Raw genomic sequence first — 26,851 nt, forward strand, 5'->3', positions numbered from 1 at the left:
CGACCACGGCCAGATGGTCCGCTGCCATCAGGCTTAAGTCACCCGGCACTGGCTCGTAGGCGCAGCCAGTGCGCGTACGACTGACAGTTGTCCATGCCCAGATCCACATCAACCGGCAAAGGCCGGGCGAACACGGCTGCGACGGCGGCATCGAGTTCGGTGCGCAGCGCAACAGTCGGGCCGGTTGCCTCGAAGCCTAGGGTCCACCAGAGCTCGCCACGAACGCTGACCTCGGTGAGTTCCACCGCGCGTCCTCGGTCGTGGCTCAGTCCCGGGACGCGCGCCCCGGCGGTCCGTGAGAACCAGGTGATACGGCGCTTCTTGTTCACCGGCCGCCAGGTAGTCCGACTGCCGCTGACGTAGCTGGCCGGGCCATGCGGAAAGGACGACTTCTCCCAGTACTGCAGGCGTCCCAAGGCACGCCCCGCGAGATGGAGTAGCCCAGGGCTGCCGCCGTACAGCTTCACCTCCAGCGCCCGGTCGCCGCGCACTTTCACCGACAGCCCGGGCAGGTACGGATCGAGCAGGTAGGCGTCTTCCACCCATCTCACCTCGGCCGGAAAACGCTCGAACCATCCGGTCATCGCGGCCGCCAACAACCCTGGGAAGATCCACCGCACCTCCAGGCTGCGGACTCCCTCGGCGGGCGGGCTGTCTCGCCGTGACGCCGTCATCGCCCTCCGATCATGACACTCTCGGCCCACTCGCTATCCGTAATCCGCTGCGTGATACGCCCATACCGCCTGGCTACCGCTCGCTCCCGTTTGTCTCCAGAATGCGCCGTGCTCCCAGTCTTTGTGATGCCGCAAGCCCCTCCCCGTTACACCATGGCAATCCAGTTCATCCGACCAAGCGGCCGCACAAACCGCAGTCAAGGGCCGCACTGTGCCCGGACTGCTAACGGCTTGCGTTGCTGACGGAGTTGCTAACAAACGGTGTGAATTGCCACGCAGGCCACGGCTCGGACGGTGGCGGTCACGGCGGTGGTGGCCACTAGCGACGTACGAGATGTCACCGTGTGGTGGCGTCGTAGCTGCACCACACGGTGACACTGCGGGCTGCGCGGGTTAGGCGGATTTCACCTCGCGGCGGAGCAGCCGTACGAGGCCGAGGGCGAGTGGCACGACTACCCAGATGGTCCCGGCGACCGCGATGTGCGCCCAGTCGCCGCCCCGGAACGTCTGCTGATCGAAGGCGGGTGCCATGGCGGTGTTGACGTCGAGCCAGGGAGCGGCGTTCTCGAGTGCACCTACCATCGAGAAGAGCACAGTCCACGCGATCGGGACCACGTAGTACAGCACGATCGCGGCGGCGGTGTTCATCAGCAGCATGCCGAAGGCGAAGCCCTGGACGATGCCGATCAGTTGCACGGCGAAGAAGTCGCGAACGTTGGCGGCTCCGACGTTCCAGCTGCCGGCGCCGTCCATGAAGGCCATCCCGGCCAGGTTGCTCAGGGCTGCGATGCCGAGTGCCACGACGACGGCAAGCAGGCCGACCAGGGTGACGGCGACCAGCTTGGCGACGGCGATACGGATCCGGCTTGGTTCGAGGGTGAAGGTGACCAGGCCGGTGCGCTGGCTCCACTCGGCAGTGACGGCGAGGATGCCGAGCACCGGGAGCAGGATGCTCTGTGGGGTTGCGGTCGCACCGACGAAGTTCACGAACGTCAACTGGTCCGGATCGGCGACGAACAGGAACACGACAATGACGGCAACCGTGATGAGGCCGATGGCGGTGAGCAACCAGAACCCGGCCCGGGTGTCGACAAGCTTGCGTAGCTCGACTCGCAGTAGGCGAGTGAACGGGACTGGCGTCACGCTCGGGTCCGGGGACGCGTCGAGGTGGAGCGGTGCTTGGTGGGTCGCGGTACTCATGCGGTGACCTTCTCTCGTGCGTCGTCAGCGGTGAGCTGCAGGAACATGTCCTCGAGTCCGGCACCGTCGGCGCCACGCAACTCGGTGACGACTACGCCGTGCCGGGCGGTGGCCGTCGCGATCTGCTCGCGGGTGGCATCCACGACGTACGCGCCGTCGGGTTCGATCTGGTAGACGTAGCCGGCGTTGTCGAGGCAGCGCGCCAAGGCGTCCGGGTCGGCGCCGCGGACCAGGGTGCCGGCGGCGTTCAGCAGTTCTGCCTTGCTGCCGTCGGCGACGATGGCACCGCGGCCGATGACGACCAGATGGTCGGCGACGACCTCGATCTCGTGCAGGAGGTGCGAGGACAGCAGGACCGTCCCGCCGCGATCCGCGAAGCTCTTGAGGAGCCCACGCATCCAGTGGATGCCGGCCGGGTCGAGTCCGTTGGCCGGTTCGTCCAGGATCAGGACCTGCGGGTCGCCGAGCAGGGCGTGTGCGATGCCGAGCCGTTGCCGCATGCCGAGGGAGTAGTTGCCGACCCGACGGTCGCCCTCGTCGCCGGACAGGCCGACGATCTCGAGCATCTCGTTCACCCGCTGGCGGCGAAGTCCCATGACGGTGGCGCCGAGGCGAAGGACCTCGCGTCCGGTGCGTCCGCTGTGCTGGGCCGAGGCGTCGAGAAGGACCCCAACGTGCCGTCCGGGATTGGGGAGCTTGGCGTACGGGACGCCGAGGATGGTGCTGCGACCTGCGGATGGCGGGGTCAGGCCGGTCATCATCCGCATGGTGGTCGACTTGCCTGCCCCGTTGGGACCGAGGAAGCCGGTGACGGATCCGGGCTGGGCCCGGAAGGACACCCGGTCGACGGATTGGTGTGCGCCGTAGCGTTTGCTGAGTTCTTCGACTGTGATCATGTGTCGAGCCTGGCCCCGGCGCGGGCCCGGCACATCAGCCGCGCAGCCAGGTCCGGAAACCACGGGACAGACCTGTGTAGCCCGCGGTAGGGGGTGGGCCTGGTCCGCGGTCCCTGCCCCGAACCGCGCGCCTCCCGTACGGTGGGGAAGGTGGACGCCATCCAAGTCGCGCCACCACCTCCGCTGAGCCACTGGCAGTCGACGTGGCGCTACCTCTTCGCCAGCATCACCGGCGCCGGCTTCTGGATAGCGACGTTCTACAACGCCTACGGATGGAACTTCGCTCCGTACCTGGCCCTGGATCTCGTCCTCGGCATCCTCAGCGTCGTACTGATGCGGTGGCGACGGCGCCGTCCGCTCGCGATCGCCCTTCTCGTCAGCGCCATCGGAGGTGTTTCCTCCGCCGCATCGGGGGCTGTGGTAGTTACCGCCATGTCGTTGGCAACCCGTCGGCGGTGGCGAGAGATCGTGCCGCTGGCGGTGGTGGGAGTCGTTGCGTCCGTCGTCTACTTCGAGACCCAGCCCGGTCAGGCGGCGTTACCGATCTCGGTGCTGTTCACGGTCGTCTTCGTGAGCGCGGTCATTGCCGCCGGCATGTACGTCGGGGCACGCCGCGACCTCGTGGCCACACTGCGGGAACGAGCGGACCGCGCCGAACGCGAGGAGGGCTTGCGGGTCGGACAGGCGCAGGCCACCGAGCGGGCACGGATCGCCCGTGAAATGCACGACGCACTGGCCCATCGACTCTCGCTGGTGGCGTTGCATGCGGGTGCACTGGAGTACTGCCGAAGTCTGAGCGACGCCGAGGTGTCCAAAGCGGCCGCCATCACCCGCAAGAGCGCCTACCTCGCGCTACAGGACCTGCACGCGATCCTCGGAGTACTGCGAACACTCGAAACCGATGCACCACCGGAGCGGCCGCAACCGACGCTGGCCGACCTTCCGGCGCTGGTCCAGGAAGCGATCGGGTCCGGCACGCGAGTCCGCTTGCACAACCAGGTCGACAACCTGGCGGGTCCGCCCGAAGCGATCGGACGCGGCGCGTACCGGATGATCCAGGAGAGCCTGACAAATGCTCGCAAACACGCACCGGACACCGCAGTCGACGTAACGCTCAGCGGTCGCCCCGGCGGGCAGCTGATGCTCGAGGTACGCAACCCGCTGCGGCTCGGCGCCACGGCGAGCGCGACACCCGGCTCTGGTCTCGGCTTGCTCGGATTGACCGAGCGCGCCGACCTGATCGGTGGCCGCCTCGAGCACATGAAGTTGAACGGAGACTTCGTGGTCCGCGCCTGGTTGCCGTGGCCGGCATGAACGACCCTGCCGGACCCCCGATCCGGGTGGTGATCATCGACGACGACGCGTTGGTTCGCACGGCACTCGCGATGATCCTGCGCGACGACGCCACCATCGAACTGGCCGGCGAAGCCGACGACGGCCAGACCGGGCTCGACCTCATCGCGCGGGCCGCGCCCGACGTGGTGTTGATGGACATCCGAATGCCACGACTGGACGGCCTCGAGGCTCTCGCCTGGCTGATGAGCCAGCCCACGCCGCCCAAAGTGATCGTGCTGACAACGTTCGACGCCGACGACTACGTGCTTCGAGCACTGCGCGACGGAGCCAGCGGCTTCCTCCTCAAACACACCCCACCGGCGCAGATCGTCGAGGCAGTACACAAAGTCGCCGCCGGCGACCACATGCTCTCTCCCAGCGTGACCGCCCAACTGATCGCCCGGCTCGGTCACGACAATCCCGAACCCCAGCGGGTCCTCGACGCGCAGGCGCTGGCCCAGACCCTCACCGACCGCGAACGTGAAGTGGCCATCGCGGTCGGCGAAGGCAAGGTCAACGCGCAGATCGCCGACGAGCTCTACCTGAGCATGGCCACCGTCAAAGCGCACGTCTCACGCATCATGGTCAAGCTCCAGGCCAGCAACCGCGTCCAGATCGCGAACCGGATCCACGACGCAGGCCTGCACTGAGGTCCATCAACGGTCCGCTGAGGTGTGGCGACAGCAGTCCTCACCATTCACTAGTCATGCGTGGGGGATTCCCACCGAGTGAGTGCCTGGAAGCGGCCCCTGACCCGCGCAAACGTCTTCCGGCGTTTGTGGGTGTCAGGGGCCGCTCTGCGAGCCGGAGCCGCTAGTCGGACGGGAGCGAGGCCTCGTACGACGTCCGGGCCGTGCCCTTGGCGTTGGGCGTTCCGCGGCCGTCGGTGATTGCCGCGACCAGGCTGGAGCCGACGTAGTGATCCCAGCCCTGGCTGCACACGTCGTAGCAGGCGAAGTGCGGGAACAGTCCGTCGTGCGTGAACCGCAGTACAGTGCCGGACTCGGTCGGGGCGACATCGAAGACGCAGCGGGTGCCGATCCATTCGTCCTCGCCCTCGAGGAAACCGAACTCGTTCTCGAGGACCAGCCACACCACCCGCTCCGAGCTGGACTCCGAGATGCGGATCCGGCTGTGGTGGACGGTGCCGTAGCGATAGTCGAACTCGTCGCCGACGTCGGCCGTCGGCCCCGTGATGCCTTCGGACCACCATGTCGTGGGACTGTGGATCGCCGCGAGTACTTGATCAGGTCCGACGGGGAGATGGAGTTCGAGGCTGTAGGAGTTCGTCATCAGGTGGCCTTGGGGTGGTTGGGTCGGATGGTTGCGAGCGCCGTCGCGGCGCCCAGGACGGCGAGGCCGGCGACGATCCAATAGGCGTGGTGGAAGCCATCGGCCAGGTCCGAACCGGAGCCGGCCGCGGTCGCGAGCGCAGTGGCGACGAAGGCGATGCCCACCGAGCCGCCGACGTCGCGCATCGTCTCCAACAACCCGGCGGCCACGCCGGCCGCGTGCTCCGGCACTCCGGTCAGAGCCCCGATCTGCAGAGCCGGGGCAGCAAAGCCGCCTGCGGCGCCGGCAACGAGGAGTGCGGGCAGCAGGCCGCTGGCATAGTGGGCGTCCGGTCCCACCAGGCTTGCGAGGACGGCGGCCGCCGCCAGGAGCACCAGCCCGCCGACGATGAGCCTTCCGACGCCGAGGATCGGAAGCAGCTTCGTCCCGGTGAGTACTGCGGCCACGAAGGACGTCACCGTCATTGCTAGCCAGGCGAGCCCCGTGGTCGCGGACGAATACGCCAGCAATTGCTGCATCAGCAGCGAGCCGAGGAAGATGAAGGCCAGCAGGGCACCGAACAGGAAGAACGCCGTCGCCGCCGCACTCAGGACCGGCCGGCTCCGGATCTCGCGCGGGACCAAGGGCGTCGGATCACGACGCTCGAGTCCGAAGAACGTGGCCAGCAGGACGATGGCGGCCGCCAGCGGACCGATGCTCGCCGCCCCGGACCAGGAACGGGTGCTGCCCTCGGAGAGTCCGAGGACCAGCGCGAAGATGCCGGCCGAAGCGGTCACGCTGGAGGCGACTCCCCTGGACAGCCGCCCGGCTCGCTGGCGCTGGCGCGGCAGCAGCGCGAGCGCTGCGACTGCCAGCACCAGCCCGATCGGAAGGTTCACCAAGAAGACCCAGCGCCAGCCCAGTGTCTCGGTGATCACGCCGCCGGCGATGACGCCGACCGAGGCGGACATACCGGTCACGGCACCGTACAGACCGAGAGCGCGCCCCCGCGCGCCCGGGTCGGGGAAGGTGATCGCGATCGTGGCGAGCGCGGCGGGCGGGATCAACGCGGCGCCGAGCCCCTGCGCGGCGCGCGCGCCGAGCAGCATCCCCGCGTTCGTTGCCAGACCCGCCGCGGCGGACGACAACGTGAAGAGCGCCAGCCCGATGGAGAGCGCCGTACGACGGCCGAAGACGTCGCAGATCCGCCCACCGAGCAGCAGGAAGCTGCCGAGGATCAGTGCGTAGGCGACGATCACCCAGTGCAGCGTGCCGGTGCCGAACCCGAGATCGGCGCGGATCGACGGGAGCGCGACGTTCACCACGGCCACGTCCAGCACGACGACGAACTGTGCAGCGCAGGCGAGTGCCAGGACGGCACCGCTGCGGACCCCGGTCGACGGGGCGGTCGTGGCCGTGCTCATGCCGCCACCTCGACGTCGTAGTTCAGGTAGACCAGCGACGTACCCAGAGGCCGGGTTTCACGCAGCGACAGGCGGGCGCGTGCGCTGTCGAAGAGCCGACCGCCGCCCCCGTTGACGCTGGGGAACACGACCAGACGGATCTCGTCGACGAGACCATAGGCGAGCAGCGACTCGACCAGCTGATAGCTGGCGTAGACGACGATGTCGCCGGCGGTGCGGGACTTCAAGTCCTTCACCGCGGCCTCGAGGTCGCCGTCGAGCACGGTCGTCGGCCCCCAGTCCGACCGCCCGGCGTGCGAGCGGACGACGTACTTCGGCGTGCCGTTCAGGACCGCGGCCCACTCGCCCTCGCGACCCACCCAGCGCGTTGCGAACCACTCGTAGCTGCGCCCGCCGACAAGGTACGCGGCGGTGTTCTTGGCCTCCTCGTGCTCGAGAGCAGCCCAGGCGGCGCGGTCGCCCTCGCTGATCTCGAGGAACCAGCCGCCGACACTCGAGCCCTCCTCACCGGTCGGGTCCTGCGAAACCCCGTCGAGGGTGACATTGGTACTGATGACGATCCTGCCCATGGCCTGACTCCTGCCGGTCGTGATGTGGTCGCAGGTACTGGCACCACGGACCGGTCCGATTGGGCGCGGAACGAGCGCCCAGTTTCGAGGCCCCGAGTTGTCGTCATCAGTGGAGGCGAGACATGACCGATCAATCAGTCCCCGTGGACGCCGCGGCATTCGCGACACTGGTGCAGCCGTACCGGCGCGAGCTCCTGGTGCACTGCTATCGCATGCTCGGGTCGATGCAGGACGCCGAGGATGCACTGCAGGAGGCCCTTGTCGCCGCCTGGCGCGGGCTGCCCGAGTTCGAGGGCCGCTCCTCACTGCGGACCTGGCTCTACCGCGTTACCACCAACCGATGCCTCAACGTCCGCCGATCGATGCTGCGCCGGCGCGAGATGGAGTGGAACGTGCCCGACTTCCTGCCGCCAGAACCCACGAAACTCGGCGAGGTCGTGTGGCTCGAGCCGATGCCCACCGGCGCGGCCGCGCCCGGCCCGGATCAGCACGTCGAGCAGGCCGAGACGATCTCGCTCACGTTCCTGACCGCGCTGCAGCACCTCCCGCGCCGCCAGGTCGCGGCGTTGCTGCTGCGGGACCTGCTCGGCTTCTCCGCCGCCGAGGTCGCCGACATGCTCGCCTCGACCGAGCAGGCCGTGCACAGCGCCCTCAAGCGCGCGCGAGCCGGCATGGCGCGCGTGGGTCGGGACCTGCCGACACACGACGGGGATCTGTCGGCCGACGCCCGGCGGGCCGCGGCCTCGTTCGCCCGCGCGTACGAGGCCTCCGATCTCGACGGCTTGCTGGCCCTGCTCACCGACGACGTGTTCCTCTCGATGCCCCCGATGCCGCTGGAGTACGTCGGCCGCGACCTCGTCGGCCAGTTCACCCAGCTGTTCTTCGCGACCGGCCGTCGCTATCGTCTCGTCGGGACCGAGGCGAACGGCCAACCGGCCTTCGGCGTCTACGTGCTCGCCCCGGACGGGAACTTCCACGCGACGGGCCTGTTCGTCCTCGCTATCCGCGGCGACCGGGTCAGTGCGCTGACCCGCTTCGAGTCCTCCCACCTGGCCGCGTTCGGCCTGCCACGATGGCTACCCGCCGGCCCCTCCGCGAGACCTGAGCCGTAAGCCCCCGAGGCTGGTCCGGCGACGCCCTCGGGTGGGCAGACGCTTCCGCAGGCTGTTCGCCACCGAGCTGGTCAACTCTGGCCTGCCCACTCGGCGCGGGACAGGGGCGCGGGACATGTTGCCGTGGTGCGAACTCAACGATGGCCGTTGCACGACGCGATCCAGACAACCGCCGACGCCTGGCAGGACGCCCAACCAGACTGACCCGCAACGCAGACAGTTCATCGGCCTCCGCGCGGCTGCGCCGACAGCGCCCCGACTTCGTACACCGCGTCGCAGTGCACGCCCCGCCGCGTGTTCGACGAGAATGACCGTTGAAACTAACGTGATGTGGCCAGGCGTCCGTTCAGTTTGTGTTTCGCGCTGCGTTCGACGAACAACGGTACGAAGGCGCGTATCGGAGCATCGGCGAATTCGGTGCGCCACCGAACTGTTGCTGATACCCCGATGACCTTCGCTGACGCCGGCTTCTGACGACGGAGGATCGAGCATCGCAACGCGGATCTGCCGGCAGGTCCAGAGGGCGTCGGGCGACCGAAACAGGCACCGGTGTGCGGATCTGGCTGGGGGTTGCGCTCGGGCTTCAGGAGGCGTTCGCTGGACTGTGCAGGCGATGTCCAAGGGGAGGGACGAGATGGACTTTTCGGCACAGTTCGAAGAACTCGAGAAGCGTACGTCTGATGCGCTGGCGACGGTGCGGGATGCAGCCACGGAATCGCGCGACCAGCTCCGTGGGCGGATTGATCAGGCTCAAGTCGACCTCGATCTCGCGAGTAAAGATGCGAAGCAGGAGGCCGGTGAGGCCGCAGAGCGCGCGCAGAGCAAGTGGGCGCAGATGAAGGCCGATGCGAAGACCAGGATGGATGACATCAAGGCCAAGGTCGACAAACGCAACGCGCAGATCGACGCGAAGGTGGCGGAGGGTGACGCGGAGTGGGCTGAGGCCGATGCCGCCGACGCGATCGACTACGCCGAGTGGACGGTCCAGAATGCGCGGCTCGCCGTGCTCGACGCCTTGGATGCGCGGGCGTACGCGAACGAGCGCGCCGGTGCGGCGGCCGATTGATCGGCTCTGAGAGGCCAACGCTCCGCGGCCGGCAGGAGACACGGTCCGGCGAGTGGTGACATCTGACTCTTGACGCCTGCTGTGTCGGCTGATCTGCGTCCCTGTCCCGTCGACGATCGTTGACTGAAGCGGCCGGGATTCCTGCTGCAAGGCGCAGGTGTGAAGGAGCTGGAGGTAGGAGGTCAGATGGACACCTCTCGGACGGACAGCCGACCGCATCACCCCGCTGTGCTCGAACAAGAGGCTCAGCGTGCCAAGGACCTCCAGGTACGCATCGCCGACGCGATCACCGCGTACGCCGGCTCCATGCCGTTCGTGTACGTCCACATCGCCGTGTTCGCGGTCTGGATGCTATTGCTCGAGTCCCGCCCCTGGCCCATGCTCACTTTGGTCGTATCGCTCGAGGCAATCTTCTTGTCCACGTTCGTCATGATCGGGCAGAACCGGCAGGCCGCCTTCCAGCAGGCGAAGGCCGACCATGACTTCAACGAGCAGGAACTCGAACTGAAGACCAATACCGAGATCACCAGGCAGATCTACGTGCTCACCAAGGAGTTGCACCGACGCTTCATGGAATCGCCCTCGTAGCCCACCAGCGGCATCCGAGCATCGGTGCCGGTCAGGCACTACGCCCCGCAGAGAGGTGATAGGGCTGCTCCGAGAGTCGGGCTGCCAAGGGGCACGCGGGCGATCGATCATCGGCGCGGCCATGGCGCCGCGCCGCCGGAGCTCGATGGGTCGCTGGTTAGCCGGGGTTCGCGTCCTCGAGTGCGGTCTCGGCCTCGTGTCCTGCGTGGCGGACGGTGAAGGCCATGAAGATCTGGGAGATGCCCCGGAACAGCGCCAGGAACCCGACCCAGAACAAGAGCAGATAGGTCCGCCGGCCCAGGTTGTACACCCGGTCCGAGCCCGGACGATGTCGAAGGCGCCGTACAGGAACAGGATGAGCCCCAGCACCGAGGCGAGGGCGAAGAAGGTGTTGACCGGCCGGATGAAGCCATACAGCGCACCCAGGAAGGAGATGACGGCCAGGATGTAGTGCCAGACCTTCCAGCCGCCGGGGGTCAGGGTCGCCACCCCGGCCTCGTTGATCCCGGCCAGGAGGAACACCACCCCCAACAGGACCCCGACGGTCGTGATCGAGGTGCTGTTCAGGCGTAGCACCAGCCAGGCGATTAGCAGCCACAGGATCCCCGAGACGAGGAAGACCCACCAGTAGCGTGTCGCCTCCTTCACGATCATCCGCTCTCCGGTCACCATGTGGATCTCCTTTGTCCAGTTCCATCAAGCGGCCGCGCTGCCATGCCGGGACAGAACGCCATACCTGGATAGACCACGAATCAATGGCACAGCCCGGTTGCGGTTGGTTCGAGTGTGCGGCACCGGTGCCCTGCCCGCCAGGTTTCACGGCCCGCGCCGAGCCCGGCCACTGCCAGCCAAGGTTTGCGTCTCGGGCATGCTCGGTGCCGGAGTGGCCAACAAGATCGCGCTCCACGTGCCTGCGGCGTTCTCTGCCAAGACCATCGGCGGCATGCTCCAGTCCGAACTCCGGTTCTGTGGTGTCGTGATCAGCGACTCCCTCGCGGCCAAGCAGCTGCGGGCCTGGTCACTGGCAGCCCACGCGCTGACCTTCGTCAACGCCAGCGGAGGCATGATCTTGATGACGGATCCGGCGCAGATCCCGGTGACGGTCAACGCCGTACTGGCCCGGGCGAAGGCCGACAGCACGTCCGCGCGAGGTGAACGCCGCGACGCTGAAATGTCCTGTTCGCCAAGCAGCGGATCGGCTCATCCCAGGCTGACCTGACCGGCGACTCCAACAGCGACTCGGCTGTCAATGGCTCTGTCATGAAGCCCAGTCATCTGGGGGCAGATCCGACAATGGAGACAGCCGAGAGTGCAAAGCTTTCCGACGTGAAACTTCGCGCCGCACCGCCACCGTCCTCGCCGACAACGAACCAGCTCCGCTGGCAATTCTCTCGTTAACCGGGACGTCGCAAACAAACCATCGACGAAGACCGCGCCTAAGCTGTTCCGACGATCGATCGCTATGGCGACTTGGACAACCTGAGTTCGGTGACGGAGGCAACTTCCGGCTCGCCCCTCGTGGCAACAGTCGCACGCTTCCCGCAGGAGGCGGTGACAAGGCCCGCCGCCACTAGCATTGCTACCGCGCGGTGGGCCGTGCTGGCGGCGACGCCGTACCTGGCGGCCAGGGTCTTCTCCGGCGGCAGCGGTTCGCCCTGAGTAAGAATGCCGGCCTCAATGGCGCCGCGGGGATCGGCAGCGATGCGCTCGTATGGCGTCAGGTCTTCGTCCGTGACATGAGGGACGACAAGCTTAGAGGCCGTGGTGTCGCGCGGCGCCAGCCAGGGCTCCGACCTTCGTCCACCTGGTTTGGGAAGCGTGTCGTGAGCTTCTCGGCTTCCTGGGCCTGTCGCGGCCCAGGCGGCACGCTCTCTTGGAGGTAGAAGTCCTTCTTCATCACCGGGTCTTGGCTGGCGTAGACCCGCACTCGCAGCGCCCCGGATGGGAGCGGCGTGATGTTGCCACGCTGCCGCTTCCGCGGCTTCCCCGATGCAGCCATGTCTGGACGTTTAGCACGAGTTCATGTCACGCGGCATGTCACCGGTGAGGTTGGAGGTTCGCAGGTCACGGCCAAATATGGCCGTGACCTGCGGTTATGCACGGTAGGGCGGACGGGACTCGAACCCGTGACCCAGGGATTATGAGTCCCCTGCTCTAACCAGCTGAGCTACCGCCCCGTGTGCGGGTGATCGTAGCGGGTCGTGGGAAACCAGGGTGGGGTCAGGGGTTTGACTGAGGGGTGGTGGCCGGGGAGCGGGCATGATTGAGGCAGGTCCGGACGAAGGGAACACTGCCATGGGCTGGTTCATATTTCTGGTGATCGTGGTTGGCGCGATCGCGGCGTACAAGTACCGCGTGCCGCTGCTCGCGAAGGTCCTCGGTCAGCCTCAAGACCGTATCCAGCGGGCGATCGACCGGAAGAAGGGCAAGTAAGACGTTGAGGGGCCCGACCGCTCGGAGCGGTCGGGGCCCCTGTGGTCGAACGATCAGCCGACGCGGACGGCTGCGACCGAGGCGGATGCGGTGATCTCGCCGCCGCCGTTGGCGCTGCCGTCGTCGTTGTAGCCGAAGGCGAAGACCTCGACGGTGGTCGCCTTGGGGACCGTCACGATCTTCACGGTCGCGCCGGTCAGCTCGCGGTCCTTCGCGGGCGAGATCTCGGCGCCGAGGATGGTGCCGTAATCGGTGCCGAACGCCGTGTCGGTGGCGCCGACCCGGAGCGCGAGCTGGGGCCGCGTGCCGGGTGCGCCCGCGGTGGTGCGGGCGAAGAAAGCGGTCGAGTTCAGCAGCCAGGTGCCGGGCTGCAGGGTGAACTCGCCCACCTTGGTCTTGTTGGTCTTGAACGACCCGCCGATCTTCGCGATCGCCACCGGATCGAAGTCCTTCGCGACACCGGACTTGCCGTACACATCGGTGTCCTTCAGGAATGCGTTCCGGTCGGCCGGCACGATCTTGCTCGCGGGCAGGCTGTTGTCCACGACCTGCGAGGCAGCTACCGAGCGCGCGCAGAGCGGGTACGAGAGGCTCTTGCAGTCCGGCTTCACGGCGCCGTTCGCGGCAACCGTGACGCCGACCAGCACACCGGCCCCGAGCACGGCCGCGACCAGCAGCCGTCCGCTCTTGGTGTTCAGGAACTTCTTGACGTTCACAGGTTTCCTTCCCCTTCATCCCCGAGGCCCCCTCGGGATCTGCAGAGGAACGTAGCGGCAAAGTGGTGGTCTAGGCCACTATCAAACCCTTGAATCAGGTGGGGAATTTTCGGCACCAGGCGGTCAAGGTGACTTTCGCGGTCGTACCCAGGTCGGTGTCCACCGGCCAGACGACTGCGTGCTCGCCCTTGCCTCGCGCAACGGCCAGGTAGGTGCCGGATGCCTTGTCCTCGCCGGCTTCGACCGTGTTCGACCAGGAGATCGCGGCCAGGGCCGTTTCACCCTTACCGAGGATCAGTTTCTTCGGACCCGGGTCGATCGCCATGTACGACGTACCGCGGGTGATCGTCAGGTTCATTGCTCGGCGGTCTGCGTCCAGCACCGCGACGTCGGGGTACCCGTTGACCGTGATCGGTGTGGAGCGGCAGTTGGTCAGCTTCACGACCACCGCGCGGTGGCCGAGGGCTGCGTCGATGGGACCGACGGTGATCGAGGCGCCGGACGCTGGGCACGTAGGCCGCGGCGGCGCGGGCGTCGGATCGGGGTGAACAGTCGTGAAAGGGGTCGGGCCTAATGGCCGGGGCGTCAACTGCGTGAGGGACGGCCTGTCGGTCGTCACTGCTGCGCTCTGGGTGCCGCAAGCGGTGAGGAGCAGCAGTCCGGCGAGGAGCCCCACCCGGGCAGGACGATGCATTCGTCGAACCTACCTGCGCCCATGGACAACGAAAAAGCCGGGCTCCTGAGAGAGGAGACCGGCTGGATTGTTGCTCCCGCGACTGGACTCGAACCAGTAACCTGCCGGTTAACAGCCGGCTGCTCTGCCAATTGAGCTACGCGGGATCGTGGTGGTGCATGACCCCGAAACCCTGAGGACCTGAGTAGGTTAGCAGGCGCGCACCGAACTACAAAAACGGGATTCGGCTGCCTGCGGGGTCAGATTCCGAACTCGTCGCGGACCTGCCGGAGCGCGTCCTCGGCGGCGTCCACGACACCCGGCTGGTCAGGCTCCAATCCCTTGTCCAGAACGAGGTTCCAGGTGACCGGGGCATCGGTGACCGACGGATTCCGGCGGCCGACGATGCGTACGCCGCGTTTGCCGGCCAGCGGGACGTGGCGCTGGACGATGATGCTCGCGTCGACGCGCTCGCGCAGGAGCTGGCCGAAGCGCCCGGGGTCCTCGACCTTGAGCTCGGTCGCGCGCAGCGGGGTGCCGAAGTCGGTCGTCTCGTAGATGTGCAGCACCGATGCTTCGGAGTCCCAGTTGGCCCGCTCGATCCGCTCCCAGCCGATCCGGCGGTCGGCGTCTTCGGAGTCCGACGGGAGGTAGACGGCTGCCCGCGTGCCAGCGGCCCAGCGGCCGTCGGCGAGTTGTACGGCGGCCAGGATGTCTTCCTTGCTCCCGGTCGCTTCGCGGGCCGTCGCCGAGACGGCGTCAGCCAGCTCACGCGGCCAGGCGGTGCGGAGAAGTCTCACATGTTCATCATCCCAGTCTGAGCAAAGTCGGTGGATCGAGGGTCAGGCGACGTAGTCGCGGAGCTGGGGCAGGGCTCGGCGGCGCAGGTGGCGGAGGGCTTCGCGTTCCAAGGTGCGGACTCTTTCGGTGGTCAGGTCGAGGCGGGCGGCGGTTTCTTCAGGAGTGCAAGGGATTCGGCCCTGCAGGCCGTAGCGGTGCAGCAGGACGGACTGGTGCAGGTCGTCGAGGAACTGGAGATGGTGAGCGAGGTCACGGCGAAGGGCGGCACGCAGAACGATCGGGTCGTCGTCGATCACCGAATCGGACTCCTCGAGGTCCAGGCTCTCGGGTTGCATCCGCCACGCCTGGGCGCGCTCGACCCGCGCGACGGTCAGGCCGGACGCGTGGGCCAGCTCTGGATTGGTCGGCTCGCGCCCCAGCTGCTGCGTCAGGTCGTTGCGGCTCGTTGCTACCCGTGACGCGTCGGCGTACGCCTGGGCGGGCATCCGGACCAGCCGCGAACGGTCCGAGATCGCGCGTCCGATCGACTGGCGGATCCACCAGATCGCGTACGTCGAGAACCGGTGCCCGAGCCGATGATCGAACCGCTCGACCGCCCGCATCAGCCCGATGTTGCCCTCCTGGATCAGATCGAGCAGCGAGATGCCCTTCCCGGCGTACCTCCGGGCCAACGACACGACGAGCCGGAGGTTGCCCTCGATCATCCGGTGCCACGAGTCCCGTCCGAGCGCGACCACCCGCCGTAGGTCGCCCGCGTCCGGCCGCCCTGGATCGCCACTCAGCTGCTCCGCCGCCAGCAGCCCGGCCTCGATCCAGTACGAGTGCTCGCTCACCTCCTCCAAAGTCAGTAGCTCGTGCTGCCCGATGTCGCGCAGGTATGCCACCAGCGCGGTCACGTCCGCCGGATCACAGTCCAGATCTGCCATCCCGTCCCTCTCGCCGCCGAATCTCCTTACCAAGAGAGTGCCGCGATTCGACCGGACAGGACGCGGTGACTTTAAGTATGTGGATAACTACCACAAGTCAGTGCAAGTCAGGCGTACGCCCGCAGTCCGCTCAGAAGGCCCTGGTGGAACGGGTTGGCATCGACGGTGTCGAACCAGGCTTCTCCGGTGGTCAGTGGCTCCAGTGGTGGGACGACGACCGGCTCCGGTGTGGCGCCGACCGGGCCGCGCCGACGGAACTGAGCTTCGAGTTCGGGGGCCGGCATGTCGGGGAGGAGCACGAAGGTGTCGGTGGGGAGGGACGTGGTTGCGTTGGGGGAGAAGGCGTCGGGAGCGTCGGCTGCGAGGGCGGCGAAGGTGGTCGCGGCGCGGGCGGCGGCTCCGGCCGGGTCCTGGCGAACCTTCTCGAGGTCGGCGAGAATGGTGGCGAAGGTGACCGACGAATCCCCGTAGTCGATGAAGCGTGAGAGTTTGCCGGTCCTGATGCGGGTGGCGGCAGGAGCCAGGGGCCTCATCAGCGACGGTACGCCGTAGCGAGCGCGCCCGCCCACGACCACAAGGCGGATATCCGCTTCGCGAGCGAGGATCAGCGAGCGGTAGAAATCGGGGTCCGAGCGGCGGATGACAATCAGGTCAGCCAGCGCGCCGCGTTCCAGCCGGCCGAGCGGCCGCGGCCACACCCCGGACAGCACGTCACCGGGGTTCGACGTCACCATCCGGACCAGTTCCTCGTCGGTGAAGACCGGCTGGGTCTTGTTCCACAGGTCCGCGACCTTCAACTCCCACAAGACGTTCCGCGTCCCCGACGGGCCCCAGTCCGATCCGAGGCACAACCGCACTCCGGCGGCGTGCGCGGTTTTCACATCCGCTGTCGCGCCGTAGAGCCACAGGTTGGAGAACGGCGACCAGACCAGGGTGGAATTCCCGGCGTGCATCGCGGCGAAATCATCGGCGTTCAGCGCGCCGCCGTGAATCGCCACCAACTGCGGTTTCACCACGTCGACCGCTTCGAGCAACTGGAACTCGGACCGCAGTTTCGGATCCGATCCCTCGGCCGAATGCGCGATGAATCCACGCCCGGCCGCCACCGCCGCAGCGTACGGCGCCAGCGCTTCCTTGCTGTCGGCAACAAGTGTGCTGACCCGGATGAAATCGTCGTGGGTGCCGAGTTTCTCCGAGTCGACGTTGCGGATCAGGTCGTTGTCCGGCGGTACGGCGCCGCGCGGGTTCCCCTGGATCGACGTCGTACCGCCGATGATCGCCCGCGTCTCGACGTACCTGAGCAGGGCTCGCCCGGCGGCCGCGCCGAGCAGTCGCGCGGGCTGGCTGATCTGGGCGCTGTACGTCGGCGCGCTGCCCCACTGGTTGTGCGACGTCCACGGCTTCTTCCGCGCGGGCTCCGTCCACAACGGCAGGCTGTTGTACATCAGGTGATTGTGCAGATCGATCAGACCCGGATAGATCAGCCCGCCGGCGGCGAGTTGTACTGCGTTCTCGAAACCGGCCGGCACCGCGTCGATGGGAGTGACTGCCGCAATCAGCCCGTCGTCGCCGACGTACACCGCGCCACCGGGAAGAACCTGCCCGTCCGGCCGCATTGTGACCACGGTTCCTCGCAGTACAAACATGGCTCGCCCTCCCGTAGGATTCTCCGTGCCGCCCTGATCTTGACTGTAAGGTCACGGATCCTCTAGGGGGAGGTATGGCGATGGCCGATTTCGATGCGGGCCCGCCGGTTACGGTGGCACGGCACTTCGCAAAAGTCCCGAGTTATGCGGATTTCCAGGAATTGTTCTGGTACGACTGGGGGCCGGTCTTCTACCGCGGCCGGCTCAACCGCACCGCGCGCCTGCTGGCGATCGCGTCCGATCCCGGGCCGACCGAACGGATCGCGGGACGCACGTTGGTAGGCGACGCGGGCCAACGCGTCCAAGGGTTCCTGACCAAGCTCGGCCTGACCCAAAGCTACGCACTGGTCAATGCCTATGTGTACGCGCTGAGACCGTCGCGCGCGCAGAAGGCAGCGCCGCTGCTGGCTCGTCCCGATCAGCTGAGCTGGCGCAACACCCTGCTCGAGTTGATCACCGGCCCGCAGTTGCAGGCGATCGTCGCGTTCGGCGTCCAGGCGCGCGCAGCGCTGCAGATGTGGGACGGCAGGCCGGACGTGCCGGTGTTCGAGGTGCCGCATCCGTCGAGCCGCAATCCGTCCGCACTCCTCGACAGTTGGCGTCAAGCGGTCACCGACCTGCGCGCGATCGTGACGCCGGATCCCGACGGCGACAACACCCTACCGAACTACGGGCCGAAGTTCGGGGAGTCGGACTACGCGGCGATCCCAGCGCGGGACCTGCCGTTCGGCGTACCGCCGTGGCTCGGCGACGACGCCTGGGGACGTCACGACAAACCGCGTCACAACGACAGCGTCGAACGTCCGGCGACCGACCTTCTGAACACTCTCGTCTGGCACGCACCCAAGCTCGGCTGAAAGTTGTCCCCTGCTGCCGCTACCTTGGTCGGATGCGAGTGGCAACGTGGAATGTGAACTCGGTCAAGCAGCGGATGCCGCGGTTGCTCGACTGGCTCGACGAGCGGCAGCCGGACGTCGTGTGCCTGCAGGAGACCAAGCTCGCGGACGACGCCTTCACAGCTCTGCTCGGTGCGGAGCTGACCGGCCGCGGCTACGAGATCGGCCTGCACGGCGAACTGCAGTGGAACGGCGTTGCCCTCCTGTCCAAGGTCGGGCTCGAGGACGTCGTCACCGGTGTCGCGGGAGCGCCCGGCTTCCCGAATCCGGAGGCGCGGGCCGTCGCCGCGACCTGTGGCGGCATCCGGATCCACTCGCTGTACGTGCCGAACGGGCGCGTTCCGGACTCCGACCACTACCACTACAAGCTCGCCTGGCTCGCCGCCCTCACCGAGGTCATCGCGAACGGTCCGGCCGACCAGATCGTCTGCGGTGACATGAACATCGCGCCGACCGACGCCGACGTCTTCGACCCCGCGGCGTACGTCGGTCAGACGCATGTGACTCCGCCCGAGCGGCAGGCGCTCGCGGAGCTGATGGCCGCGAAGGACCTGCACGACGTCGTCCGCGACCGCTGGCCCAGTGATCGCATCTTCAGCTACTGGGACTACCGCGCCGGCATGTTCCACCAGGACCTCGGCATGCGGATCGACCTGATGCTCGCCACCGATCCGGTGGCGGAGCGGGTCAAGGCTGCGTGGATCGATCGCAAGGCCCGTAAGGGCACCGGTCCGAGCGACCACGCCCCGGTGATCATCGACCTCGACACCGCGCCGGACGGCGATATCGGTCCGGTCGTGCCGCCGCCGTCCGCGCCGCGGACCGGTCGGAAGAAGACGACCAAGCTTCCGCAGAGCCGCTGATGCGCCGCCTCGTTGCAGTCGCGATTCTTGTACTCGCGACGCTCACCGCCTGCAGTGACGACAAGCCGCAGACGCCAAGCCCTGTCGCGTGGACGAAGGTCGACACCCCAGCAGAGCCGGTCACTCTGACCGCACATGGCGATCAGCTGCTGATCGGCCTGCGCCACCGCGGCGCCAAGGTCGTCCCGGAACTCCTCATGCAGGACAGCACCGGGAAGCGCACACCGATCACCGTCAAACCCAACCCGGCCAGCCCGTACGCGTTCGAAGCCATCTGGTACTCGATCGCGTACGACGGCAAGCAGCTCCTCGCGCTTGGCGGCGCCGCCGGCGGCGCGCACTCCAACACCCGCTGGACGGTCTGGTCCGGCACGCCCCAAACCGGACTGATCGAACAGCCGCAGGACTTCTTCACGTTCGGCGGCCAGACCGCGGGCGACCTCTACAGCGCAGTCATCACGCCGAGCGGCCGCGCGCTGCTCGGCTCATGGGGCGGCGTGGTGACCGGCAACGACGCCATGGTCTGGCTGCCCCAGGGCACCAAATGGACCCGGCAGGATCCGACGAAGACGCCCCTGCAGAGCACGCCGAACCTCCTCGTCGGCCCCGGCTTCGGTACGACGCTCGGCGAGAGCATCGTCATCGTCGGCTCGCAGGTGCGCCTCGCGCCCGGCGTGGTCGCTCAGGAAGCAGCCGTCTGGCGATCGACGAAGCTCAACTCGGGCTGGACGAGGATCGTCCTGCCGGAGCCCGGGAAGCGCAGTCAGGCGAACACCGCCACCTGCGCCAACGACTGCGTGATCTCCGGGTACGTCGACGGCCGGCTCGCGATCTGGCAGCTGGACGCGTCGGGTACGGCGAAGCGGCTCCAAGGCGTCCCGTCCATCCCGGTCGGCGACAAGGACAAGTTGCCGCCGCCGGTGGTGGACGGCGGCAAGATCATCCAGATCGTTGCCCAGGACAACAAGGTCGAGGTGCTCACGTACCAGGACGGTCACTGGACCGTCCAGGACTCCCAAGGTCCGGACGGCCAGGTGACCGACGCCGCGCTGATGCCGGATCACAAGCTCTACCTGATCGCCGGCACCTCGCTCTGGCAGACCACCCTCAGCTGACCAGCCCCTTCACGTACGCCGCCTGGCCGGCGTGCTGCGCGCAATCGTCGATGACGCTGACGAGGCGCACCCCGAGCGTGACCGGCGGGTTCCACCGCTTGTCCACGATGCGGTCCAGCCCGTCGTCGGTCACCGTCTCGAGGAACTGCGCAGTGCGCGCGTGCACGGCGTCGTAGTACCCCAGCAGCTGCTCCGCCGACAGCTGCACCAGCGCTACCTGGTCCGACGTATGTGCGTATCCGGTGTCGGCCGCCGGCAACGGCAGACCGAGCCGCTCGTGCCACCCGTCCGCCGTGTAAACCTGGTCATAGCCACCCGCATCCGCGAGATGGTCGTCCTGAACCCGGGTCAGGTGCCAGACGAGCCAAGCGATCGAGTTGGCCGAATCGCCCGGCCGCGTCGCGAGAGTCTTGTCGTCGAGCCCCGTCACGACATCGTGCAGGACCTCCTGGACCCGGCTGTGTGCGTCCAGCAGCAGCTCACTTGTCTTCATACCGGCCACCGTAGTCTTCGACTGGGACAGTTCTGAGAGAGGGAGCAATCGTGGAATATCGCACGTTGGGCACGAGCGGCGCTGTGGTCTCGACCTACACGCTCGGCACCATGACGTTCGGCAGTGAGACCGACGAGGCCGGCTCGCACGAGCAGCTGGATCGATACATCGAGGCCGGCGGCAATCTGATCGACACCGCGGACGTGTACTCCGGCGGTGTGTCCGAGCAGATCATCGGGCGCTGGCTGGCGAAGAGCTCCGTCCGCGACAACGTCGTACTGGCCACCAAGGGCCGGTTCCCGATGGGCGACGGGCCGAACGACGTGGGTACGTCGCGTATTCACCTGCGCAAGGCGCTGGACGCCTCGCTGGAGCGGCTCGGGGTCGACCACATCGACCTGTACCAGCTGCACGCGTGGGACCCGGTCACGCCGCTCGAGGAGACGCTGAGCTTCCTCGAGGACGCCGTACGCGCCGGCAAGATCGCGTACGGCGGTTTGTCGAACTTCACCGGGTGGCAGCTGCAGAAGGCGTGCGACCTGATCGGGTACCGCGGCTGGTCGAAGCTCGTCACGCTGCAGCCGCAGTACAACCTGCTCGTCCGCGAGATCGAGTGGGAGATCGTGCCGGCCGCGCAGGAGAACGGGCTGGGGCTGCTGCCGTGGTCGCCGCTCGGCGGCGGCTGGCTGACCGGGAAGTACTCGTTCGACGAGGAGCCGACCGGTGCGACCCGGCTGGGCGAGAACCCGGACCGCGGCGTCGAATCCTGGTACCGGCGCAGCCGCAACCAGCGGGTCCGTGACGTGGTCGACGCGGTCCGGGAGATCGCCGAGGCCCGCGGGATCTCGATGGCGCAGGTCGCGCTCGCCTGGCTGGTCGACCGGCCGACGGTCACCTCGGTGATCCTCGGCGCCCGGACGCTCGAGCAGCTCGACGACAACCTCGCCGCGGCGGATCTGCACCTGACCGAGGAGGAGACGACCAAGCTCGACGAGGCGAGCGATCCGGGCGCGGCGGACTACCCGTACGGCGGTCCTGGTGTGGCGCAGCGCAGCCGGCCCATCAGCGGCGGGCGTGCCTGAGAAAATTCTCAGGTAGCTGAGGAGTTCTCAGCGGGAGGCGCCGGATATCCACAGGTTCGCGTGTGGCGGTTTCGGCGCGCGGCGGTTTGGGGGAGGCTGAGGGGGCCGACGAGCCATCACGCCCGGTGGCTCCCGGTCCGCACAGCCCGAAGGAGAGTCAGCAACGATGATCCGCCACAATCGCAGACTTCCCCTGGCCGCCGGCCTCGGCGCCGCACTGGTCGCCGCCGTCGCCGTCCCGGCCGTTGCCCTAGGCCACGATCAGGGTGCGCCGACGACCACCCCGATCAAGCATCTGGTGGTGATCTTCCAGGAGAACGTTGCGTTCGACCACTACTTCGCGACCTATCCGCAGGCCGCCAATCCGGCCGGCGAACCGGCCTTCACCGCAGCCCCGGGGACGCCGACTGTGAACGGCCTCAACACCCCGCTCGCCGCACCGAACAACCCGAACTCGGCCCAGCCCTTCCGGCTCGGCCGGAGCCAGGCGCAGACCTGCGACCAGGACCACAACTACACCGACGAGCAGAAGGCGGTGGATGCGGGCCTGATGGACAAGTTCGTCGAGACCGTCGGCCGCGGCGCCGGCACCTGTGCGGACTACGGACACGGCAAGGGTCTGGTGATGGGCTACTACGACGGCAACACCGTCACCGGCCTGTGGAACTACGCCCAGCATTTCGCGATGAGCGACAACTCCTACGGCACGACGTACGGTCCGTCGTCGGTCGGCGCCATCAACCTGGTCTCGGGACAGACCCATGGATTCAGCGCCGATGGCGACGCCGTGCCGGCCGCCACCGGAACCATGATCGGCGACCCGCAGCCGGCCGGCGACAAGTGCAACACCCGCGACAGCTCGACGGTCACCGACTCGAAGAACAAGAACGTCGGCGACCTCCTGAACGCCAAGAACGTCAGTTGGGGATGGTTCGAGGGCGGCTTCGCCGACTGTGCGGCGACGCACACGGACATCGGCGGGGTCAGCAGCGCCGACTACATCCCGCACCACGAGCCGTTCCAGTACTACAAGAGCACCCAGAACCTGCAGCACACGCCGCCGGCGTCCGTCGACGAGATCGGTCACAACGGCCCGGCGAATCATCAGTACGACCTGAAGGACTTCTGGGCAGCCGTGAACAACGGCAGCACGCCGGCCGTCAGCTACCTGAAAGCGGCCGCGTATCAGGACGGGCACGCCGGGTACTCGACTCCGCTGGACGAGCAGCACTTCGTGGTCGACACGATCAACCGGCTGCAGAAGTCGAAGGACTGGAAGAGCACGGCGGTCGTCATCGCCTACGACGACAGCGACGGGTGGTACGACCACCAGGTCGGTCCGGTGGTGAATCAGTCCAATGACCCGGCGCACGACGCACTGACCGGTGCGAACTGCGGCACCAACCCGGCCAGGATCGCCGGTGGATACCAGGACCGGTGCGGGTACGGTCCCCGGCTCCCGCTGCTCGTGGTCTCGCCGTACGCGAGGCAGAATTTCGTCGACCACAGCGTCACGGACCAGACCTCGATCCTGAAGTTCGTCGAGGACAACTGGAAGACCGGCCCGATCGGCAACTACTCGTTCGACGAGAAGGCGGGCTCCCTCGGCAGCCTGTTCGACTTCCACCACAAGGCCAAGGCGCTCTACCTGGACCCGGTCTCGGGTCAGCCGGTGAAGCGCTAAGGCGCGAGGGCAAGGCGGAGGGCGGAGTACGAGGCAACCAGCGCACGCCGTTCCTCCGCCAGCAGCGGGTCGTCGCGATGGCAGCCGGCTCGGACCCAGCGGTCCGACAGGTCCATCGCCTCGACCCGCTTGCGTGCTGCCTGGCGTACCGCGTCGCGGTCGGCGTCGTAAACGTAGGAGTAGAGGTCGATGAGTGCGCTCTCGAGCTGCTCCTCGGTGACCTCGTCGGAGTGTTGGTTTTCGCGGTGGACCCGCCACCACTCGACCTCGAGGGCGGCCGCGCGGGCGGGGTTGAAGAGGAGGCCGCTCGAGGCGGCGACGAGCTCGTAGAAGCGACGCATGTACGCGCGCGCCACGTCGGGCTGATTGTCCGGGTACGGCGCCCACACCTGGTTGGCACGGAGTACATACCAGGCTCCGCTGAGTGTCCGGTGCGGTGGCATGCCGAAGCCGCCGGCCACCATGCCGACCGCCGCAACGAGGAACTCGCGCCACTCGTGCCGGTAATAGGCAGCCCAGGCGTCCGTCTCGCGGTTGCCGACGACCACCGGGTCGAAGGACAGTGGTCCTGTTCTGATCCGCATGGTCCCTCCCCCTGAGGAGATCCGATGAACGATGGTAGTCCGATCGCCGACGTGGTGGGGCGCATGCAGCAGCGCCTCGATGAGCTGCCGGAAGAGGTCGCGCACCGGAGATACTTCCTGAGCACGTATCTGCGGACGACGCAGGCCGTGGGCAAGGCGATCGACGACGCCCGCTTCGAGGACCCGGACTGGGTTGAGCTCTGGGACGTGAAATTCGCCGAGCTCTATCTGCAAGCCCACGACGCAGACCTCGCGCCGCGGCCTTGGCGCTTGGCGTTCGAGGCTTCGCCGGAGCTGCCGGCGTTGGGGCATGTGTTGCTGGGGATCAATGCGCACGTCAACTACGACCTGCCGCAGGCGTTGCTCGAAGTGATCAGTGATGAGGACTTCCTGGATCCGGCGTTGATGAATCAGCGGCGGCGGGATCATGAGCGGATCGACGGGGTGCTGTCGGCGCGGGTGGCGGCAGAGGACGAGGAGTTGGCGGCGACCGGAGTGCGTAGCTTGCTGGACCGCGTGCTCACTCCGCTCAACCGGCTGTCGTCACAACGGTTCCTGCGCGAGTCCCGGCAGAAGGTGTGGCACAACACCACGGAGCTGCAGAGGGCGCGCGTCGCCGGCAGCTACGAGAAGCGGCTGGCCGAGCTGGAAGTGCTGAGCGCCGCCAAGGTCGCGGACCTGCTGCGGCCCGGTCAGGTGCTGCTGAGGCTCGCTGTGACGGGCTTCGGTGTCACCCTGCCGCCGCTTTAGCTCGGGAGTACGCCGGACCACATAACGCCGACCAGCAGACACCCAAGCGTGAGCAAACCAAACACTCCGACCCACAGCAAGGCGGGCACACCAGTCAGGCGCCGCAGCTGGTCAGCATCGGAGCTACGCCCTTGGCCACGCCGACGGGAGTGCTGCAGCTCGATAACCGCCCGCGGCGCGGCCAGCAACAAGAACCACGTCAGCAGATGAGCAAACGCGGTCTGTACCTCTGCCGACCCCCACCACGACACTCCGAACACCAACGCGCCAAACACCAGCACGGACCACAGTCCGAAGAGATTGCGAATCTGGAGCAGCAGAATCACCAGGGCAAGCAACAGCCCCCACAAGAGCGCCACGGCGTACCCACGACTCAGCACGAAAGCCGCAGCCAGGCCGAACAGCGCAGGACCCGGGTAGCCGGCGAGTAGTACGGCGATCATGCCCGCACCGGTCGGCTTGCCACGCGAAACGGTGACGCCGGACGTGTCGGAGTGCAGCCTGATCCCCGCCAACTTCCGTCCGACCAGTGCGGCGATCAGACCGTGCGCGCCCTCGTGGGCGATCGTGACGACCTGTCGCGTGTACTGCCACAACGGTCGCCAGGCGATCAGCAGCAGCGCGGCCACACCGGTCCCGATCACCAGCCGCAGGGACGGCTCGGGCTGGACCGATGTGATGCTGTTCCAGAACTCACTCACCCGCACATCCTGACAGGCGGGTGGTCAACCCTCAGGGAAAGGGGATGTGCACGGTGACCCGTTCGCGGAGTTGCTCGCTGATCAGCCACAGTTCACCGGTCGCCGGCCAGTACGACAGGTTCTCGGTGTTCTTCGGCGCTTTCGTCCAGACAGTTGTCGACATCTCGCCGGTCCCGCGGTGCAGACAACTTGGGTAGTCGACCCCGTCGCCGATGTTGCCGGCGTACTCCGGGCACACGCCCGTGATCACGAACTCGTTGTTGTACGAGACCGCGCCCTGCATCCCCCACACCGGCGAGTCGAACGCCTCGACCGCGTGCACCACTCCGTCGGCGCCGGTCCGGGGCAGACCGGTCGACTCGTCGAGCGGCCAGCGCACGATCCGCCCACCGCCGCGCTCGGTGTGCTCGACCGCGACGAACGAGCCGGTGCCGCCGTGATCGATCCCGAGCGATGCGAAGCAGGGCTTGTCGCCGGTCGTGTTCGCGCAGCCGCCGCCGGCGTACCAGTAGGCGCCGACCTGGGGCAGGGCGAAGGCGTGCCACAGCGCGTGATACTTGCCGTCGGCACCTAGTCCGACCTCTCCGGTGCTGGTGTCGGTCCGCCAGATGTGTCGCAGGTCGAACACCCGCAGCACCGACCCGCCGGTCGCCACCACCAGCATGTTCCCGGACCAGAACAGCCCGTGGCCGTGCCCGGGGATCGCCTGGAAGTTCCCGTCCGCGGTCGGCTCGACCAGCAACACGTGCCGGTACTTGTTCGTCGCCAGATCGAGGAACGACACCCGGATCGCGGTGTCGTCGCCGTTGTGCCAGCTCGCGACCGCGACGCGCCGGGCGCCGCCGGCCGGCTGCGCGTCCCCGGACCCGCTCACGCCCTGTGGAATCCAGACGTTCTCGTCGTCGTCCTCGCCGTCCTGCCAGCAGAAGCCTTGCGGGTCCAGAGATGCGGTCAGGTACGTCGGATGGCACAGTGGCCGGCCGGTCCGGTTGGACGCGGCGAGCACCTCGGTGACTCCGACCGGCGCCAGCTGCGGCTTGGTCTCCAGCTGGGCGACGCGATCGCCGTACGTCGCGAACGTGTCGCCGGAGACCAGCTGGAAGCCGGTCGCATCGATGCGCGGGAACGCGGCAGCGGCCTGAGCGGTCTGGGCGGGCAGGACGCCGATCAGGAGGGCGGCCGTTAATAACAAACGACTGATCCGCATGCTTCTGATAGTGATTGACGACGTCGTGGTCTGTCGTGGCAGAACGGCGTGGCGCGCCGTTGACATCGTCCGGTGCGCGAACGACCGTGGAGAGATCGCGGGGGAGGGGCCGCTTTGCTTGGGGGGAACATGTCTCAACCACGCA

At 67.5% G+C, this 26,851-nt stretch carries 31 protein-coding genes and 2 tRNA genes; 13 read left to right on the forward strand and 20 right to left on the reverse strand.

What is annotated here, in order from left to right; all coding sequences use genetic code 11:
- Positions 1–38: 38 nt before the first annotated feature.
- The 3 genes from EV653_RS02520 to EV653_RS02530 all read right to left on the reverse strand — a co-directional run bounded on the left by EV653_RS02520 (position 39) and on the right by EV653_RS02530 (position 2,770).
- Entirely contained in the window at positions 39–674 is a 636-nt protein-coding gene (locus EV653_RS02520; protein ID WP_134097551.1) for a hypothetical protein, read from the reverse strand.
- Between the two features lie 393 nt (positions 675–1,067).
- Positions 1,068–1,874, reverse strand: coding sequence for an ABC transporter permease subunit (locus EV653_RS02525; RefSeq protein ID WP_134097553.1), 807 nt, complete (start codon positions 1,872–1,874; stop codon positions 1,068–1,070).
- Positions 1,871–2,770 (reverse strand): ABC transporter ATP-binding protein, encoded by a 900-nt coding sequence (locus EV653_RS02530; protein ID WP_134097555.1) that lies wholly within the window; start codon positions 2,768–2,770, stop codon positions 1,871–1,873. Before EV653_RS02530 ends, EV653_RS02525 begins: the two co-directional genes overlap by 4 nt.
- A gap of 150 nt (positions 2,771–2,920) precedes the next feature.
- On the opposite strand from EV653_RS02530, the gene EV653_RS02535 reads away from it, so the two are divergent.
- Together EV653_RS02535 and EV653_RS02540 are read left to right on the forward strand one after the other, a co-directional pair.
- The gene (locus tag EV653_RS02535; protein ID WP_134097557.1) at positions 2,921–4,084 is read left to right on the forward strand and encodes a sensor histidine kinase; all 1,164 of its coding nucleotides are present in this window, start codon (positions 2,921–2,923) and stop codon (positions 4,082–4,084) included.
- Positions 4,081–4,755, forward strand: a complete 675-nt coding sequence (locus EV653_RS02540) for a response regulator transcription factor (RefSeq protein WP_134097559.1) — start codon at positions 4,081–4,083, stop codon at positions 4,753–4,755. The genes EV653_RS02535 and EV653_RS02540 overlap by 4 nt, the downstream gene beginning before the upstream one ends.
- A 163-nt stretch (positions 4,756–4,918) precedes the next feature.
- On the opposite strand, the gene EV653_RS02545 is transcribed toward EV653_RS02540, so the two are convergent.
- Genes EV653_RS02545 through EV653_RS02555 form a run of 3 tightly spaced genes read right to left on the reverse strand, consistent with a single transcriptional unit; the run spans position 4,919 to position 7,370 of the window.
- Entirely contained in the window at positions 4,919–5,398 is a 480-nt protein-coding gene (locus EV653_RS02545) for an SRPBCC domain-containing protein (RefSeq protein WP_134097561.1), read from the reverse strand.
- On the reverse strand, positions 5,398–6,801 hold the full coding sequence (locus EV653_RS02550) for an MFS transporter (RefSeq protein WP_134097563.1): 1,404 nt from the start codon (positions 6,799–6,801) through the stop codon (positions 5,398–5,400). The genes EV653_RS02545 and EV653_RS02550 overlap by 1 nt, the downstream gene beginning before the upstream one ends.
- Positions 6,798–7,370: a dihydrofolate reductase family protein gene (locus EV653_RS02555; RefSeq protein ID WP_134097565.1), complete on the reverse strand. Its 573-nt coding sequence runs from the start codon at positions 7,368–7,370 to the stop codon at positions 6,798–6,800. The genes EV653_RS02550 and EV653_RS02555 overlap by 4 nt, the downstream gene beginning before the upstream one ends.
- 122 nt (positions 7,371–7,492) lie before the next feature.
- On the opposite strand from EV653_RS02555, the gene EV653_RS02560 reads away from it, so the two are divergent.
- A complete protein-coding gene (locus EV653_RS02560) occupies positions 7,493–8,482 on the forward strand; it encodes an RNA polymerase subunit sigma-70 (protein WP_134097567.1) in 990 nt (329 codons plus the stop codon).
- A 320-nt stretch (positions 8,483–8,802) separates the two neighbouring features.
- On the opposite strand, the gene EV653_RS42640 is transcribed toward EV653_RS02560, so the two are convergent.
- Positions 8,803–9,132, reverse strand: a complete 330-nt coding sequence (locus tag EV653_RS42640; protein ID WP_370357109.1) for a three-helix bundle dimerization domain-containing protein — start codon at positions 9,130–9,132, stop codon at positions 8,803–8,805.
- Here EV653_RS42640 and EV653_RS02565 point away from each other — a divergent pair.
- Together EV653_RS02565 and EV653_RS02570 are read left to right on the forward strand one after the other, a co-directional pair.
- Positions 9,117–9,548, forward strand: coding sequence for a hypothetical protein (locus EV653_RS02565; protein ID WP_134097569.1), 432 nt, complete (start codon positions 9,117–9,119; stop codon positions 9,546–9,548). The genes EV653_RS42640 and EV653_RS02565 overlap by 16 nt on opposite strands.
- A 186-nt stretch (positions 9,549–9,734) precedes the next feature.
- Complete coding sequence (locus tag EV653_RS02570; protein WP_134097571.1) at positions 9,735–10,136, forward strand: DUF1003 domain-containing protein; 402 nt, start codon at positions 9,735–9,737, stop codon at positions 10,134–10,136.
- Between the two features lie 157 nt (positions 10,137–10,293).
- On the opposite strand, the gene EV653_RS40930 is transcribed toward EV653_RS02570, so the two are convergent.
- Positions 10,294–10,446, reverse strand: coding sequence for a hypothetical protein (locus EV653_RS40930; RefSeq protein ID WP_166679269.1), 153 nt, complete (start codon positions 10,444–10,446; stop codon positions 10,294–10,296).
- 558 nt (positions 10,447–11,004) lie between these two features.
- Here EV653_RS40930 and EV653_RS02575 point away from each other — a divergent pair.
- Positions 11,005–11,355, forward strand: coding sequence for a hypothetical protein (locus EV653_RS02575; RefSeq protein ID WP_134097573.1), 351 nt, complete (start codon positions 11,005–11,007; stop codon positions 11,353–11,355).
- A gap of 241 nt (positions 11,356–11,596) precedes the next feature.
- On the opposite strand, the gene EV653_RS42645 is transcribed toward EV653_RS02575, so the two are convergent.
- Positions 11,597–12,127 carry a winged helix-turn-helix domain-containing protein gene (locus tag EV653_RS42645; RefSeq protein ID WP_202871627.1) on the reverse strand — a complete coding sequence of 177 codons (531 nt, stop codon included), beginning with the start codon at positions 12,125–12,127 and terminating at the stop codon, positions 11,597–11,599.
- Between the two features lie 112 nt (positions 12,128–12,239).
- Positions 12,240–12,313: transfer RNA gene (locus EV653_RS02590), tRNA-Ile, on the reverse strand.
- Positions 12,314–12,395: 82 nt separating this feature from the next.
- Between EV653_RS02590 and EV653_RS40935 the strand changes: the two genes are divergently transcribed.
- Entirely contained in the window at positions 12,396–12,569 is a 174-nt protein-coding gene (locus EV653_RS40935; RefSeq protein ID WP_166679239.1) for a hypothetical protein, read from the forward strand.
- A 53-nt stretch (positions 12,570–12,622) separates the two neighbouring features.
- Here the strand turns inward: EV653_RS40935 and EV653_RS02595 are convergent, their stop codons facing one another.
- From EV653_RS02595 to EV653_RS02620, 6 genes are all read right to left on the reverse strand, one after another.
- Complete coding sequence (locus EV653_RS02595) at positions 12,623–13,285, reverse strand: hypothetical protein (protein WP_134097575.1); 663 nt, start codon at positions 13,283–13,285, stop codon at positions 12,623–12,625.
- A 94-nt stretch (positions 13,286–13,379) separates the two neighbouring features.
- Positions 13,380–13,979 (reverse strand): DUF4232 domain-containing protein, encoded by a 600-nt coding sequence (locus EV653_RS02600; protein WP_134097577.1) that lies wholly within the window; start codon positions 13,977–13,979, stop codon positions 13,380–13,382.
- Positions 13,980–14,052: 73 nt separating this feature from the next.
- A tRNA-Asn gene (locus EV653_RS02605) sits at positions 14,053–14,125 on the reverse strand.
- A 93-nt stretch (positions 14,126–14,218) separates the two neighbouring features.
- A complete protein-coding gene (locus tag EV653_RS02610) occupies positions 14,219–14,758 on the reverse strand; it encodes a hypothetical protein (RefSeq protein ID WP_134097579.1) in 540 nt (179 codons plus the stop codon).
- 42 nt (positions 14,759–14,800) lie between these two features.
- Positions 14,801–15,685, reverse strand: a complete 885-nt coding sequence (locus EV653_RS02615; RefSeq protein ID WP_134097581.1) for a sigma-70 family RNA polymerase sigma factor — start codon at positions 15,683–15,685, stop codon at positions 14,801–14,803.
- Positions 15,686–15,792: 107 nt separating this feature from the next.
- On the reverse strand, positions 15,793–17,331 hold the full coding sequence (locus EV653_RS02620; protein WP_134097583.1) for an amidohydrolase family protein: 1,539 nt from the start codon (positions 17,329–17,331) through the stop codon (positions 15,793–15,795).
- A gap of 80 nt (positions 17,332–17,411) precedes the next feature.
- On the opposite strand from EV653_RS02620, the gene EV653_RS02625 reads away from it, so the two are divergent.
- Genes EV653_RS02625 through EV653_RS02635 form a run of 3 tightly spaced genes read left to right on the forward strand, consistent with a single transcriptional unit; the run spans position 17,412 to position 20,205 of the window.
- A complete protein-coding gene (locus EV653_RS02625) occupies positions 17,412–18,188 on the forward strand; it encodes a uracil-DNA glycosylase family protein (protein ID WP_166679270.1) in 777 nt (258 codons plus the stop codon).
- A 32-nt stretch (positions 18,189–18,220) separates the two neighbouring features.
- Positions 18,221–19,090 (forward strand): exodeoxyribonuclease III, encoded by an 870-nt coding sequence (locus tag EV653_RS02630; RefSeq protein WP_134097587.1) that lies wholly within the window; start codon positions 18,221–18,223, stop codon positions 19,088–19,090.
- Entirely contained in the window at positions 19,090–20,205 is a 1,116-nt protein-coding gene (locus EV653_RS02635; protein ID WP_134097589.1) for a hypothetical protein, read from the forward strand. Before EV653_RS02630 ends, EV653_RS02635 begins: the two co-directional genes overlap by 1 nt.
- Here EV653_RS02635 and EV653_RS02640 read toward each other — a convergent pair.
- Positions 20,198–20,698 carry a mycothiol transferase gene (locus EV653_RS02640; protein ID WP_134097591.1) on the reverse strand — a complete coding sequence of 167 codons (501 nt, stop codon included), beginning with the start codon at positions 20,696–20,698 and terminating at the stop codon, positions 20,198–20,200. The genes EV653_RS02635 and EV653_RS02640 overlap by 8 nt on opposite strands.
- A 50-nt stretch (positions 20,699–20,748) precedes the next feature.
- Here EV653_RS02640 and EV653_RS02645 point away from each other — a divergent pair, with 50 nt between their 5' ends.
- Entirely contained in the window at positions 20,749–21,780 is a 1,032-nt protein-coding gene (locus EV653_RS02645; RefSeq protein WP_134097593.1) for an aldo/keto reductase, read from the forward strand.
- 166 nt (positions 21,781–21,946) lie between these two features.
- The gene (locus EV653_RS02650) at positions 21,947–23,464 is read left to right on the forward strand and encodes a phospholipase C (protein ID WP_134097595.1); all 1,518 of its coding nucleotides are present in this window, start codon (positions 21,947–21,949) and stop codon (positions 23,462–23,464) included.
- On the opposite strand, the gene EV653_RS02655 is transcribed toward EV653_RS02650, so the two are convergent.
- The gene (locus EV653_RS02655; RefSeq protein ID WP_134097597.1) at positions 23,461–24,048 is read right to left on the reverse strand and encodes a hypothetical protein; all 588 of its coding nucleotides are present in this window, start codon (positions 24,046–24,048) and stop codon (positions 23,461–23,463) included. The genes EV653_RS02650 and EV653_RS02655 overlap by 4 nt on opposite strands.
- A 24-nt stretch (positions 24,049–24,072) precedes the next feature.
- Between EV653_RS02655 and EV653_RS02660 the strand changes: the two genes are divergently transcribed.
- Positions 24,073–24,798: a DUF5995 family protein gene (locus EV653_RS02660; protein ID WP_134097599.1), complete on the forward strand. Its 726-nt coding sequence runs from the start codon at positions 24,073–24,075 to the stop codon at positions 24,796–24,798.
- Here the strand turns inward: EV653_RS02660 and EV653_RS02665 are convergent.
- The gene (locus tag EV653_RS02665; protein ID WP_134097601.1) at positions 24,795–25,499 is read right to left on the reverse strand and encodes a M50 family metallopeptidase; all 705 of its coding nucleotides are present in this window, start codon (positions 25,497–25,499) and stop codon (positions 24,795–24,797) included. The two genes, EV653_RS02660 and EV653_RS02665, sit on opposite strands and share 4 nt — an antisense overlap.
- A gap of 31 nt (positions 25,500–25,530) precedes the next feature.
- Positions 25,531–26,706: a hypothetical protein gene (locus EV653_RS02670; RefSeq protein WP_134097603.1), complete on the reverse strand. Its 1,176-nt coding sequence runs from the start codon at positions 26,704–26,706 to the stop codon at positions 25,531–25,533.
- Positions 26,707–26,851 lie beyond the last annotated feature (145 nt).

It is taken from the genome of Kribbella pratensis, assembly GCF_004365355.1.
Lineage (GTDB): Bacteria > Actinomycetota > Actinomycetes > Propionibacteriales > Kribbellaceae > Kribbella.